This is a genomic window from Paenibacillus borealis, assembly GCF_000758665.1.
In the GTDB taxonomy this organism is placed as follows: domain Bacteria; phylum Bacillota; class Bacilli; order Paenibacillales; family Paenibacillaceae; genus Paenibacillus_AQ; species Paenibacillus_AQ borealis.
This window is the reverse complement of sequence record NZ_CP009285.1, coordinates 2,543,523-2,558,824: the sequence shown is the minus strand read 5'-3', so window position 1 is coordinate 2,558,824 and position 15,302 is coordinate 2,543,523. Positions and strand designations below refer to the sequence as shown.

General features: G+C 54.4%; 8 protein-coding genes. 5 read left to right on the top strand and 3 right to left on the bottom strand.

Annotated features, from left to right (window positions below; genetic code table 11):
• The first annotated feature begins 195 nt into the window (after nucleotides 1–195).
• The 5 genes from PBOR_RS10595 to PBOR_RS10575 all read left to right on the top strand — a co-directional run bounded on the left by PBOR_RS10595 (nucleotide 196) and on the right by PBOR_RS10575 (nucleotide 11,055).
• Complete coding sequence (locus PBOR_RS10595) at nucleotides 196–6,939, top strand: DUF7507 domain-containing protein (protein ID WP_042211646.1); 6,744 nt, start codon at nucleotides 196–198, stop codon at nucleotides 6,937–6,939.
• A complete protein-coding gene (locus tag PBOR_RS10590; RefSeq protein ID WP_042211645.1) occupies nucleotides 6,936–8,621 on the top strand; it encodes a COG1361 family protein in 1,686 nt (561 codons plus the stop codon). Before PBOR_RS10595 ends, PBOR_RS10590 begins: the two co-directional genes overlap by 4 nt.
• Before the next feature lie 110 nt (nucleotides 8,622–8,731).
• Nucleotides 8,732–9,892 (top strand): sporulation protein YhbH, encoded by a 1,161-nt coding sequence (gene yhbH, locus PBOR_RS10585; RefSeq protein ID WP_042211644.1) that lies wholly within the window; start codon nucleotides 8,732–8,734, stop codon nucleotides 9,890–9,892.
• Nucleotides 9,893–10,147: 255 nt separating this feature from the next.
• Nucleotides 10,148–10,477 (top strand): PadR family transcriptional regulator, encoded by a 330-nt coding sequence (locus PBOR_RS10580; protein ID WP_042211643.1) that lies wholly within the window; start codon nucleotides 10,148–10,150, stop codon nucleotides 10,475–10,477.
• A complete protein-coding gene (locus PBOR_RS10575; RefSeq protein WP_042211642.1) occupies nucleotides 10,474–11,055 on the top strand; it encodes a DUF2812 domain-containing protein in 582 nt (193 codons plus the stop codon). Before PBOR_RS10580 ends, PBOR_RS10575 begins: the two co-directional genes overlap by 4 nt.
• Before the next feature lie 509 nt (nucleotides 11,056–11,564).
• Here PBOR_RS10575 and melA read toward each other — a convergent pair.
• From melA to PBOR_RS10560, 3 genes are all read right to left on the bottom strand, one after another.
• Complete coding sequence (gene melA, locus PBOR_RS10570; protein WP_042211641.1) at nucleotides 11,565–13,070, bottom strand: alpha-glucosidase/alpha-galactosidase; 1,506 nt, start codon at nucleotides 13,068–13,070, stop codon at nucleotides 11,565–11,567.
• 133 nt (nucleotides 13,071–13,203) lie between these two features.
• Nucleotides 13,204–14,100 (bottom strand): AraC family transcriptional regulator, encoded by an 897-nt coding sequence (locus tag PBOR_RS10565; protein WP_042219216.1) that lies wholly within the window; start codon nucleotides 14,098–14,100, stop codon nucleotides 13,204–13,206.
• A gap of 507 nt (nucleotides 14,101–14,607) precedes the next feature.
• Nucleotides 14,608–15,270 (bottom strand): Type 1 glutamine amidotransferase-like domain-containing protein, encoded by a 663-nt coding sequence (locus PBOR_RS10560; protein ID WP_042211640.1) that lies wholly within the window; start codon nucleotides 15,268–15,270, stop codon nucleotides 14,608–14,610.
• Nucleotides 15,271–15,302: the final 32 nt, after the last annotated feature.

The following is a 15,302-nucleotide window of genomic DNA, read 5'->3' as shown; positions in this document are numbered from 1 at the left end:
GTAAAGCGGGCTCCGGCTTCGATGATTACTCAGGTACCTTGCATGACCTCCGAAACCCATAAATGCTTATCTCTTAAAAATTTCGCAAATGGACATACAATAATGCCCGGCAGTGCTCATAGGCTAATACCACACAAGAAAGATGGCACACCGACCTCATGCAGGAGTCGGTCTGCTTTTTTTCGTTGTCTTACTATGTACACAGCAATCCCAAAGGAGGTGAAAATCATTCCTCTAGTCGTACGCTCTACGGTTAATGCAACAGGTGCGATTACTTTTACAGGCAATACACTGGGGTTAAGCCGTTCAGATACGATTGGCGTTCCGGGTACCCAGGATAGTATCGGAGGCTTCTCCACCGTAAATACAGCCTCCGTATTCGGCACCTATCCTGCGGGCACAACAAGCCTGTACCAGAGCAACAGCTCTGCAGCGATCCTGATTCTTCCCGCCGGAAGCACCGTGCTGTATGCAGAACTGATCTGGGGCGGCACCTATGTTAACGGTACAGTCAACCTCACTGCGGCGATCAACAATCCCGTATCCTTCACAACCCCGCTCGGGAATACGGTCAGCGTAACCCCCGATGCAGCCACCGCCAATTCGGTAGATCTGGGAAGCGGATCACTCGCGTATGTCCGTTCCGCCAATGTGACCAGCATTATTCAGGCCTCAGGGGCCGGAACCTATATCACAGCCGGAGTAGTCGGAACCATCGTTATCGCCGGTGATCCGACGGCCAACCATGCGGGCTGGACGCTCGCTGTCATCTACCAGAATCCGTCACTGCCTTTCCGCAACATGTCTCTGCGGGCGGGTGCCGTCCTTGTACAGTCCACTTCGGCACCGGTTGTCACAACCATTACCGGATTTGCCACCCCCGTCACCGGCGCGCTTGGCGGACGCATCATGTTCAGCGCCCAGGAAGGAGATGCCAACCGTTCAGGAGACCAGGCGCTCTTCGGCCCTACCTCCGCAACCCAGGTCGCATTGTCAGGGCCTAATAACTTTGCGAACAACTTCTTCGCATCGCAGATCAACAATGATACCGGCAACCTGAATACCACCGGTACGTTCGGGAACCGCAACCAGACTAACGGCAGTCCGGGCTCCAACATTGTCGGCGGCCGGCAGGGCTGGGATATCACGAACGTGGATGTTGGCGCGCGTCTGGTTAACAATCAGTCCTCGGCCCTGCTGACACTGACTACCTCAGGCGATGCTTACGTGGTTAATGCTAACGGGCTGCAGATTGATATTAATGCCCCCAAGATTTCGTTAACTAAAACCGCTAATGTCGCCGGAACCATCGTTGGTGATCTGGTCACTTACACCGTGACCGTCAGCAATACCGGTACAGCAAGTGCAGCCAGTGTTGTATTGTCGGATACGCTGCCGGCAGGTCTTACTTTTGTGGCAGGAAGTGTGGTCGTGGCAGGTGTTTCCAGGCCAACCTTTGATATAACATCAGGCATACCTCTCGGATCCTTGGCACTGGGCACATCCATAACGATTACATATCAAGCCAGAGTTACCTCCTTGCCGAATCCGCAAATTGTTGCGAACACAGCCAACGCTGCTTTCACCTTCCAAAGTGTGGCTGGCGGCCCGATTGTGAGCGGGGTCATTCCATCCAACACAGATACACTGCCGGTCTATTCCCCGGTCCTCGCCATTGTCAAAAGCGCTAATACGACCAATGCGACCGTCGGTGATCAGATCCTCTATACGCTGCAAATTTCCAACACCGGTAATATCGGCGCCACAACTACACTTACAGACAACATTCCTGCGGGCAGCACTTATGTTCCGGGAAGCTTTACTGTGAACGGCACACCGGCAGCGGGCAATCCTGCGGCAGGCATCCCCATCGGTACGATTGCTGCCGGAGGTAGCTCCACAGTCCAGTTCCGTGTTCTGGTGAACAGTCTGCCCTCGCCTCCGCAGCTGGTTGATCAGGCCACGGCAGCCTATACCTTTCTGGTTCCCGACGGCCGGACCGTTCCCGGCACGGCAGCCTCCAATACGCTGACCATCCCGGTCAGGCTGCCGAGTGTCGCCATCGTCAAAAGCACCAGCTTCCCGGATGTTGCCGTAGGTGACACCCTGCTGTATACATCAGTGATCACCAACAACGGAATTGTCGCGGTTACGAATGTCGTGCTTTCAGATCCGATTCCCGCCGGCAGCACCTTTGTGGCGGGAAGTGTCACCGTAGAAGGAAGTGCGCGGCCGACTGCTGATCCGGCTTCCGGGATTACCATCGGAACCATCGCACCGGGGGCCAGTGTAACCGTTACGTTCCAGGTGAATGTCACTTCCGTGCCGGGAAGCGGCCAGCTCTCCAACCAGTCTTCGGCCTCGTACAGCTCAGGGGCGTTTAATGCAATCACCCAGTCTAATACAACCATAACTTCTGTATTCCAGCCCGTAATCGGCATCGTCAAAAGCGCAAGCCCGGGCAGCGCCACTGTCGGCGGCAATGTGCAGTACACGCTGGTAGTGAGGAACACAGGCAATATTGCCGCAACGGTGAGCTTGACCGACACGATTCCGGCCGGCTCCGCCTTCGTTGCCGGAAGTGTTACGGTAAATGGCGTTGTCCGTCCTTCGGATTCTCCGGTCAGCGGCATCCCGCTGGGATCAGTCGCTCCGGGGGCTGCCTTTACCGTAACCTTCCTGGCTTCGGTGCAGTCCCTGCCTACTCCCGCAACTTTGACCGATCAGGGAAGCAGCAGTTATACGTACCAGTTGCCGAGCGGTCGCTCCCTGTCCGGCGGAAGTGTATCGAACACGGTCACCATCCCGGTATCTGCACCCAACATCACGATCCTCAAAAGCGCAAATTTCACCGCTATCGCAGTAGGCGAATATCTCACCTACACCGTTTCGGTCTCCAACCCCAGCGGCGTGGCGGTAGGCAATGTCGTTCTGTCCGATCCCGCGCCAGCCGGCAGCGCCTTTGTTGCAGGAACCGTAACGGTGAACGGGGCTGCCGTACCGTCTGCGAATCCGAATGCCGGGATCGCCCTGGGTACGCTCGCTGCCGGAGCAACGAGCGTCGTAGTCTTCCAGGTCAACGCCACTTCTGTTCCAAGTCCGCCTCAGCTGAACAACCGGGCGAGCGCTTCATTCACGGCTGGTGCATTCAGTGGAACAGCTCTATCGAACACTATACTTACTCCTGTCTTCACACCGGTGATTGGACTGGTCAAAAGCTCCAGCCCTGCACAGGCATCGGTGGGCAGTCTGCTCTCCTTCTCGATACTCGCCAGCAACACCGGCAATATTGCCGCAACCTTGAATCTGACCGACATTCTGCCGCCACAAACAGTCTTCGAGACCAACAGCGTCAGCGTAGGCGGAACGCCGCTGCCGGGCTTCAGCCCGCTGACCGGGATTCCGGTAGGTCCGCTTGCTCCCGGAGACAGCGTTACCGTCAGTTTCCTTGTTACTGTTACATCACTGCCACCGAACCAGCAGCTGGTCAATTCAGCAGCCGCCTCCTATACCTTCACGCTGCCGGACGGACGCCAGCTCGGCGGAAATGCCGTGTCGAACACCTTGACGGTTCCCGTCTCTGCACCCAATGTCAGTGTTGTCAAAAGCGTGAATGCCATCGATGCCGTGACCGGCGACATCCTTACGTTCACCTCAGTGCTGACAAACAACAGTATCACTTCTGTCAGCAATATCATTCTCAGCGATCCTCTGCCTGAGAATGCGGCTTTCATTCCCGGAACCGTAATTGTAGGCGGCGTCTCCCAGCCGCTATCAGTTCCGTCCGCCGGCATTCCAATCGGCAGTCTGGGCCCAGGGGCATCAGTTGCCGTAACATTCGAGGTGAGGATAACAATGCCGATTCCTTCACAGGTCAATAACCAGTCAACCGTCAGTTTCACCTCCGGGGTCTTCTCCGGCTCTTCATCGTCCAACGTCACCACCACACCGGTAACGCAGCCGCAGATCACGCTTGCCAAAAGCGCCAATGACCTGAACGCCACAGTCGGCGACACGGTCATCTATACCATTCTTGTCAGCAACAGCGGCAATGTTGCAGCCAATGTAACGTTAACCGACAATATTCCGGCCGGCACCGTCTTTGATCCCAACAGCGTCATTGTCGGCGGCTTCCCGCAGCCGGGCGTGGCACCGGATACCGGCATTGCTGTCGGAGTTGTCGCTCCCGGCGCCAGCGTGTCTGTCAGCTTCACCGTCTTCATTGTCTCCCTGCCGTCGCCGCAGCAGCTTGTGAATCAGGCGGCTTCCACCTATACCTTCACTCCGCCCGACGGGCGGCTGCTGAGCGGTAGCGCCGTCTCCAACACAGTAACCATCGCAGTGTCTGCTCCCAACCTGGCAGTGGTCAAGAGCACAACCTCCACTTCGGTAGCACTCGGCGATACGGTTGCCTATTCCGTAAGCATCACCAATAACGGGATGGACCCGGTTAACAATGTGGTAATCAGTGATCCGGCTCCTGCCGGCACAACCTTCGTGCCGGGCAGCGTATTTGTGAATGGTGTGCCATTTCCGAATGCCAATCCGGCTTCAGGGATTAACATCGGCACTCTCGCGTCCGGAGCCTCCGCTGTAGTCTCCTACAGTGTCACTGTAATATCCGTACCCGCAAATGCATCAATAAATAATCAGGCTTCGGTAACTTACACTTCCGGTGTCTTTACAGGCTCCACCTTCTCCAACCCTGTGGCGGTCCCCGTCTTCCAGCCGAACATCGCCGCTGCCAAATCTGCCAACACCGCGAACGCAACGGTCGGCGATACAGTCACCTACACGATAAACGTCAGCAATACAGGCAACTATGGAGCAAGTCTAACCGTAACGGACAATATTCCGGCCGGTACTACTTTTGTGGACAACAGCGTTCTGATCAACGGGCTGCCTCTGCCGCAGGCGAACCCCACTGCCGGAATTGCCGCAGGGACGATTGCTCCGGGGGCTGCCGTTGCTGTCTCGTTCTCGGTAGTGATCACTTCATTGCCGACACCGCAGCTGCTGGTGAACCAGGGAACAGTTGCTTACAGCTTCACTTTGCCTGACGGAAGAACGCTTGGCGGATCGGTGCACACCAATACAGTCACCATCCCTGTCTCGAATCCGAATCTCGCTGTCGTCAAATCGACCACAACCACCGCTACCAATGTTGGCGATACGATTACTTATTCGGTCATTCTGACCAATAACGGTATTGCTACCGTTAACAATGTGGTGTTCACGGATGCTCTGCCTGCCGGTACCACCTTTGTTCCGGGCAGTGTGGTGGTGGACGGTGTTCCGCGCCCGGCGGCCTCACCTTCTACCGGGGTAACTATAGGCAGTATTGCTCCGGGTGCTTCAGTAACTGTAGCATTCAACGTAACTGTAACGTCCCTGCCGGTCTCGGGTGTGCTAAACAACCAGTCTTCCGTCAGCTTCACTTCCGGGGCATTGTCCAGTGTCGCCTTCTCGAACATTGTGACCACTCCGGTCTTCCAGCCGATTATCGCTGCGGCTAAGAGCTCAAACTCGGTAAACGCAACAGTCGGAGACACCATTACTTATACTGTCAATGTCAGCAATTCGGGAAACTATGCGACGGCTGCCACACTGACGGATACGATTCCTGCAGGTACTACGCTTGTTCCGAACAGTGTGCTGATCAACGGTTTCCCGGCACCAGGGGCCGATCCCGCTTCGGGCATTCCGCTGGGTTCGGTTGCTGCGGGAGCCACTCTGCAGTTAATGTTCTCTGTCGTCATCACTACACTGCCGGCCAGCCAGCAGCTCAGCAACCAGGCCTTCATCGCCTTCACCTATACACTGCCTGACGGACGGACCTTCAACCAGTCGGCCAGCTCAAACATCAACCAGATTTCTGTGTCGTCACCGAATGTACTTCTTGTCAAGAGCACTTCTGTGACCGATGCTGTATTGGGTGATACGGTTCCGTACAGCATCAGCGTTACCAACAGCGGTATTGCGCCGATCAATAATGTTGTGCTGAGTGACCCGATTCCGGCAGGCGCTTCCTTTGTTGCCGGAAGCGTAGTTGTGGACGGTACTCCTCTGCCGGGAGCGAACCCTGCCAATGGTGTTTCTCTGGGAACAATCGCTCCGGGTGCAACAGTCCTGGTCACCTTCAATATCCACGTCAACACGCTGCCTAATCCGGCGGTTCTGAACAACCAGGCTTCCGTAAGCTTCACCTCCGGCGCATTCTCCGGTGCCTCTTATTCCAATAATCTCATTACACCGGTCTTCCAGCCGATTATCGGCATCGTGAAAGCAGCAGATACGGCTAATGCTACAGTTGGGGATACTGTCACTTATTCCTTCAGCGTAACCAATACAGGCAATCTGCCGGCTATTGTCACCTTAACGGATTCCATCCCTCCGGGAGCTGTATTTATCCCGAACAGCGTACTGGTGAACGGCCAGCCTGTTCCGGGTGCAGATCCGGCGACCGGAATAAATCTCGGTACAGTCGCAGCCGGAGCTACTGTCCTCGTGACAGTTACTCTGCAGGTCACTGTAGCTTCCCTGCCTTCTCCGCAGCAGCTCGTGAACCAGGCCGCCGCCACCTTCAACTTTACTCCGCCGGACGGCCGTCTGCTCTCAGGCTCTGCACTGTCGAATACACTGGTCATCCCGGTCTCATCACCGGATGTTACAGCAGTCAAGAGCACTCCGGCTATCGATGCGGTAGTCGGCGACATAATCACCTATACCATCGTCGTGACCAACAATGGTATTGTTGCCGTCAACAATGTCGTGCTGGTTGACCCGATCCCGGCCGGCAGCCAATTTGTCGTTGGCAGTGTTGCCGTAGACGGAGTCTTCCGCCCCGGTGCGAACCCTGCTGCCGGAATATTGATTGGTACGATTGCCGCCGGTGCATCCGTTACAGTAACTTTCCAGGTTCAGGTCATTGTAATATGACAGAAGGCTCACGGCTTCAGCCTGTCGTAAGCAACCAGTCCATGGTATTATTCAGCTCGGCAGAGGGTATTGACGCCATCACTTACTCCAATACCGTCAATACCCCCGTCGTGGGCCCTGTTCTATCGCTGCTTAAGCTTACGGATCAAACGAGCGCTTCCCTGGGGGAGACGCTCGTCTATACCGTATTCGCCCAGAACAGCGGTAATACGCCCGCCCTGGTCACCATCGTTGATGTCCTTCCCGCGGGTGTATCCTTTATCGCCAACAGTGTGCTCAGAGACGGAGTACCCCTTCCCGGGGTTACTCCGTCTTCCGGCATCCCCGTTGGCACTCTCTCTCCGCATTCCGGAGTTACGATCGCCTTCCAGGTCATTGTAGTATCACTCCCGCCTTCCCTGGCATTGCACAACAGGGCGGTCGGAACCTATTCCTTCTCCACACCTGAAGGAAGAATGGTGCAGGGGGAAGTCCGCTCCAACCCGGTGACTGTCTCTCTACTGTCTTACCAGTTGTCCACACTTCTCACGGCCAGCACTCCTACCACTTTCATTGGAGATGCCGTGACCTATACCCTGCAGCTCAGAAATGAAGGCACCCGGCCGCTGTCCGGGATTATCGCGACCATCCCGGTCCCGGAGGGGGCTGTGTTCATCCCCGGAAGCGTCATTGCAGGCGGGGTATATCAGCCAGAGGCCGACCCGGTCCTCGGTATCAGGCTGGGTTCGCTCAGTACAGGCTCAGCCGCTGAAATTTCCTTCCGCGTCCGGGTTGCCGCAATTCCTCCCGATCCGGTATTACCGGCCAAGGCAGTGGTTACCTATGAGGTGAATGACAGCAGGAACACCGCTGAGAGCAATACGGTCCTCATAACAGTCGTCCATCCGGGAGTATCCGCCAGCTTGAAGGTAGATCTATACAGCGCTGCGCCAGGCGATAATCTGCGGTATGAGTACACCGTGCGTAACAACGGAAACCTGGCTGTAGAGGCTCTGCTGACCGATTTCATACCGCCAGGTGTCCTATTCATCTGGGATAGCATCCGCATTAACGGGGTTCCCCAGAAAGGAGTACGCCCGGGGGATGGCATTCCGCTCGGAACGATAAGAGCAGGCTCGGCGGTCGTGGTTGTTTTGCTCGTATCCATTCCTGATGCCACCGATATCCGCCAGACTCCGGCCATCCAGAACCAGGGCAATGTCCAATATACATTCACCCTTCCGGATGGACGCAATGTCCGGCAGATCGCCCGTTCCAACGCTGTAACAACATTGCTTTTCTCGCCCATCATCTCTATTGAAATGCAAGGGGTGCCGCCGATTGTCGAGCCTGGAGGCATTGCTGAATTCGGGATTTATGTAACCAACAACGGGAATTATCCGGCAGAGGTCTCTGTGATCCGGATTGTGCCGCAAGGAACCGTAATTGACCCGGATATTGTGACCATCTCTGCCCTAACTGTGCCTGAAACCCCGTACAGCGGAACTGTAGCGCTGGGAACACTGCAGCCGGGGCAGACCGTCACCCTCACTTATTTTGTGAAAATTAATATTGATTATATGGGCAATTCACTTCAGGGATCCTCGACCGCCCTGTATTTATTCACGATAGACGGACGCAGATACTCCGGTGAAGCCCGCTCCAACAGCTATAAACTGCTCATTGAAGAAATCAGTGAATAATACAGCTCACATATCCCCCATCCCCATGAATATACTTTAGTTACAACCTGCCGCATTCGTCTCCAGCATAGCCTGTACTATTTTCAGATAATCATGGGAGGTGGTCATCCTTGACCCAGCCATCCGGTCCATACGCCTTTGTCGTGTCTAAAGAAGACTGGTCCCTTCACCGCAAAGGCCATCAGGATCAGGAGCGTCACCAGCAAAAGGTCAGAGAAGCCATTAAGGACAATCTGCCGGATCTCGTTACTGAGGAGAACATTATTTTGTCGGGCGGCAAACAGATTGTGAAGGTGCCGATCCGCAGTCTGGATGAATACCGGATTATTTATAATTTCCGTAAGCAGAAACATGTCGGCCAGGGAGACGGGGAAAGTCAGGTAGGCGATGTGCTCGGCCGCGATTCGCAGTCCGCCCAGCCGGGCAAAGGTGACAAGGCGGGTGACCAGCCAGGACAGGATACCGTTGAGGCCGAAGTGGATATTGAAGATCTGGAGGATATTCTGTTCCAGGATATGGAGCTTCCCCACCTTAAGCCTAAGGACAAGGAAGAGATTGAGGTCAAATCCATTGTCTTCAACGATATCCGCAAAAAAGGCATGATGTCGAACATCGACAAAAAACGCACGCTGATGGAGAATCTCCGGCGCAACGCCAGCAGCGGGAATCCGGGAATCCACAGCATCAGCCCTGACGATCTGCGCTACAAAACATGGGATGACATTACCGTCCCCCATTCCAATGCCGTAATTATTGCGATGATGGACACCTCAGGCTCCATGGGTACTTTTGAAAAATACTGCGCCCGCAGCTTCTTCTTCTGGATGACCCGCTTTCTGCGCCGCCAGTATGAGAAAGTGGACATTGTATTCCTGGCCCATCATACCGAGGCCAAAGAGGTCAGCGAGCATGACTTCTTCACGCGCGGCGAGAGCGGCGGTACCATCTGCTCCTCGGCGTACCAGAAGGCGCTGGAGATTATCGACAGCCGCTATCCGCCGGCCAAATACAATATCTACCCCTTCCATTTCTCGGACGGCGACAACCTGACCTCCGACAATGAACGCTGCGTCAAGCTGATCGGCGAATTGCTGAAACGCAGCAACATGTTCGGCTACGGCGAGGTGAACCAGTACAACCGCAGCAGCACACTAATGTCCGCCTACCGCCACCTGAAGCAAGAGCAGTTCATGCATTATGTCATTAAGGATAAGAAGGAGGTCTATCAGGCGCTGAAGACCTTTTTCGGCAAAAAAACTGCCGGGGCTTAAGTTTATATCATCAATCCCCTTCCGCCCTGCTGTCCAGGCCAAAAAGCATCCCCCTGTGAACCGTTCATCCGGTTTGAGGGGGATGCTTTTTGCTTTTTGCCTGTATTTTCCGCAAAACCCTATTGACTGATATATCGGTCGCCGATATAATATGTATATCGGAAGACGATATAACGGAAGGCGATGTAACGGCGATTGCTATAACGTCAGTTGATGTAACAATCCGTTAATACTAGACTAAGGCAGGTGAGGCATTTGTCAGGAAGCAATGAATACGGGGCGCTGACAGAAGGCGTATATTATATTCTTCTGTCACTGTTCACCCCAATGCACGGCTACGGAATTATGCAGAATGTGAAGCTGCTGAGTAACGGGCGCGTGGAGCTTGGCGCCGGCACGCTGTATGGCGCGCTTGGCACGCTGGTGGAGCGGGGCTGGATTGAGCTGCTGGCGGGCAGCCAGGATTCCCGCAAGAAGGAGTACCGGATTACGGAGTCTGGCAGATCTGCACTGCTGAGCGAAATGACCAGGCTTGACGAGCTGCTGTCTAATGGAAGAAAGCTAATGGGAGGCGAACCGGAATGAATCATGTAGTGCGCAAATATTTCGCAGATTTTGAAAAGGAAGAGCAGTGGCTGAATGACATGTCCGCCAAAGGTCTTGCGCTTGTTGAATACTCCTGGGCCCGTTATGTATTTGAAGAGAGCGCCCCGGGGGAATACATCTACCGGCTTGAGCTGCTGGAGGAAGATCCGAAGAAAGCCAAGTCTGCTGAATACCTGCAGTTTATGGAGGAGACCGGAGCCGAGCGTGTGCCTGCCGGCAAAAAGCCGTCGGGCAAGTCTGTATATGTCAACCCTCGCTGGGTGATCTTTCGAAGAAAATCAGCGGAGGGTGCTTTCACCATCTATTCGGATACCGATTCCAAAATCAAGCATTATCAGAGAATATACCGCTTATGGATTTCACTCGCGGTGATGGAGCTGATCATTGGCGTCTTCAATATAATGCTGATGTTTGTGAACAATCCCACCGCCCTAAACCGGGTCAACCTTATTATGGGCCTGCTGCTCATCGTTCTGGCCCTGTTCTTCATTTCAATAAGTATGCCTATCCGCCGCAAGATTACCAATCTGCAGAATGACAAGCTAGTCCGGGAGTGAGCCTGAGACGCCGCGAGAAGATTCTGCGGGGATGATTCGGGCGTTGGCGGGGCGTTTCGCGGGGATGATTCGGGACTTGCCGGAGCGTTCCAACGGCGCGTTCACCCCACTCCGGCTCCATTCATTCTGTGAAAAGGACTGAGATTCCGCTATTCCGTCAGATTGTGCAGATTCGCGGGCCAAGCGGACTGAGATTCCGTTAATTGACCGATCAGGCTTCATTTGTGGCCCATTTGAACAAGATAACGGAATCTCAGTCCGAATCAGCGGCAACATGAGGCGTTTGGTCAAAATAGCGTCTTCTCAGTCCGCTTCATTCCGACTACGGCATCTGCACCAGTAACTCCCCCCACTTGCGCCACATCCGCGACTACCGCCTCTCCCGCTTCTTCTGCCACTCCCCCCAATTTTTTTCATTTCCGGCTTCCATCTAATGGGCGTGACCTTCACTCCCCGAACATCAACAAAAAGCCGGAAGCAAACGTGCTGCTTCCGGCCGAATTAACTATTTAATGCACCTTCTCGCGGTCCTTGCCCTTATCGGACTCCCCGGCGTTTTTGTTCGCGGCATCGCGGTCCTGCATCATCTCGTCTATGGTCTTCACCTTCAGCCGGGCAGCGCCGGCGTTACCGGCATTCGTCGGGATCAGGTCACCGGAGGAGAGACGCGCCTTCGCTTCAGCAATCGCCGCGCTGTATTGCGGCAGCCACTGTTCCCCGGCAACCAGCATCTCATCTACCATCTGCCAGATCTCCTTCGGATTGCAGACCGCACCGACCAGCGGGTCCATCATGAAGGCCTGGCGCAGCAGCTTGTCGTCGCCGTGTACTGCAGCTTCCACGGCCAGCCGCTGCACGGAAATGCTGACATTGCAGACCGCTGCCGGGCCCAGCGGCAGTTCACCGACCAGCGGCATCGAGATCCCGTTGCGGTCTGCATACCCCGGTGCTTCAATAATGGCATCATCCGGCAGATTGGAGATCACCCCGTTATTCACCATATTGAAATGCCCTCTGTACACACGGCCCGTTTCGAGTCCTTCTATTATATAGGAGCCATGCTCCTCGCCGCGGTTCGCCTGGGTATACTCCAGAGCAGGCTCCTTCATCCAGTTCGGGAAGTCCGTTTCGAACCAGTTGCGGCCTTCTGTGCAGACCCGCAGGTATCCGCCTGTCTCGCCGTTGATCCAGCTGCCCAGATCGATCCAGTCCATAATTTCACCGCTGCGTTTGCGGTACCAGGGAACATATTCGCTCAAGTGTCCGTTCGATTCAGTGCTGTAATAGCCGAAGCGGCGGAGCATATCGATCCGCACCTTCTCGGTGCGGCTGAATTCCGGATGCTGCTCGAAGGCTTCCAGCAGTCCGGCCGTCAGATCCTTGCCATCAGCTTTGGCGGAAATGTACCACGTCTGGTGGTTGATTCCGGCGCAGATAATATCCACCTGCGACTTCTCCAGCCCGTAGACTTCGGCGATCTGATGATGTCCATGCTGTACCCCATGGCAGAGTCCGATGGTCCGCACACCGCCATATTTATTGCAGGCCCAGGTGAGCATGGCCATCGGATTCGAGTAATTCAGGAGCAGCACATCCGGCGCTGCCGTCTCCCGGATATCGCGGCAGATCTCCAGCATCTCGGCAATGCCGCGCTGTCCGTACATGATGCCTCCCGCACACAGCGTATCACCTACGCATTGGTCCACGCCGTATTTCAGCGGAATGTCCACATCGGTGGCGAACGCCTCAAGGCCGCCCATGCGGATAGTACAAAATACGTACTTCGCATCCTTCAGCGCCTCCCTGCGGTCAGTAGTCGGAGAGATTACTATATCCAGACCATTCTCCCGAATATCCCGCTGGCACAGCTCAGTGACCATCTGCAGGTTATGGCTGTTTATATCCATGAATGAGACTTCAATATTACGGAATTCCGGCACAGTCAGCAGGTCGCGCAGCAATCCGCGTGTGAATCCGATACTGCCCGCCCCGATAAAGGTTACTTTAAAAGACATCGTTATCATCCTCCGGCAATGAATTGTTGATTCCTGTCCATTGTAACAAGGAGGCAGCGGGAAGCGTAACCAATATCATGACCATTTTGCCGGAATAGTGTCAACAATTCTCACCTTTAACGCACAATTCTATCTATTCCTCACTCCAGGAATGGCGATCCATAGAGTTGCGGTATTCGACCGGAGTACAGCCGGTATACTTTTTGAACAGGAGATGAAAATACTGCCTGCTGCTGATGCCCACATAATCAGCGATCTCCGCTACCGGAATCTCACTCTGCCCAAGCAGCATCTGGGCCTTCTCCATACGCAGCCGGTTCAGGTAATCGGTCAGGGTCTGGCCTGTATGTGTCCTGAAGATCCGCTGCAGATAACCCGGGTGGACATTCACAGAGAGCGCGACTTCCTTGACTTGAATACTCCGGTCATAGTTCTGGTGCAGGAACTCTACCGCGCGCCGTACATAGAGCTGTGAAGGCTGCTGGCTGGCCGGCAGCGATTCCCGCCGCAGTCTGGACAGACGCAGCAGCAATTCCGAGAAGAGCAGCTGCACCATACTGTTCCCGCTCTTGCCCCGCTGATCCAGCTCCAGCACCAGTGCCTTCAGCACATGGAAGACTTCCTCCTGATCACTCAGCACCAGACTATCGAAGGGGCTCTGCAGCAAATCCGCCAGTGCCTCCTCCTCCCGGGCCAGCCTGCCTACAGAGGGAGCTACACCGCCGTACGCAGTGAATGCGAATTCCACATTCAGCATCCGGCAGGAGGTCCCTTCTCCGACGATCAGCCTGTGGGGAACGCCCGCATCCAGCAGAATCATCTCTCCCCGCTTCAGCCGGAAGGGCGTATGCCCGCCTGATTCATCCCGCACCTCGACCACACAGCTGCCTGAGATCAGATACATGATTTCGGTGGAATTATGCTGATGATAGGCCATCGTGTAATTGCTCCACTGCTTGTAGTAGTAAGCCAGGAAATGAGGGCTGTAATCCCCGTCAAGCAAGGCCTGCTGAAAAAGACTTCCGTTCAACTCCTCCATGCCGCATGCCTCCTCTCCGCCAGTATTCATAACACAAGTGTATCCCTTGAGATCAGCCAGGACAAGAAGCAGGGATAAGCTCCATTACTGGAAGAACATAGCTATACCGGTCAGATTTTCACGCGGATGTTAAGCAGTAATCAGGCGGGGATCACACTTTATTCTCAGAATTCCAGCCTCGCAGATAATCATATAGGCAAATGTTGCACATATTGCAGCTTTGCTACAGATATGCCAGGGTGGTTGGGAGGATTGTTGTAGGAAATACAAGAATTGGTTCATTAATCGGCTTGTATTAGGGGAAATGCTGTATTTTGTACAACACTTTTCGATGGAGACCCGTTTGATGAGGGGATTGTTGTATTTCGTGCAGGATTTTTGCTTATTTATGATGTGCAGCAGACGCAGAACGCAGAAAAAACAAGAGCAAAGGCTTCGATGCGCTCTGCTCTTGTTTTCAATCCTCTGGTTGACCATCCCAACCCTTGTTCTCCACCATCAATGAATTTTAGCCAAAATATCGTTCACCACGCTATACACTCCGCCGCCCTCCACCATTTCCAGCGCTCCGTTCAACAGGTATATCCCCGTCTCTTCGTCGATCCCGTAATTCGGAAGATCGCCGAACGTACGGAGGGCGGTTCTTAAATGATCTTCATCAGCCCACTGGGTAAAATGCACGGACAGCAGCAGCTCAGAGATCAGATTCAAGCCCTTGCGGTGATCAAACTGCCTGCTCTCATTATCCTTAGCGGAAATAATGCACAGTTCAGGGCTGATTAAGGCTCCTGCCGAGAATCCCGCAACCGGAACTCCCGACTCATACTTCAGTTTAATAGCGCCGCCAATCGCGGTGTCTACAATATAATCGGCATACAGATCCGTATCTCCGCCTCCTATAATAATACCCGAGCAGTTCTCTATGCTCTGGACAACAACATCCACAGGGGTGGCAGGTAACGGCAGATAGCGGAACTCTGTTAACCCTGCATCAGCCAGCGGCCGCGTATAGATCGGTATATAATCTTCCCAGCCTTCTTCGCGCTCCACGAACAGAACTACGACCGGACCTGCACCTGCCTGCGTCTTGCTCGCAAACTTCCTTGCCAGATCAGGAGTAAACGGCGGACCCCCGCCATTTAGAAATAAGTGTTTATCCATGACATCACCTTCAGTTTTTTACAGACAACTAT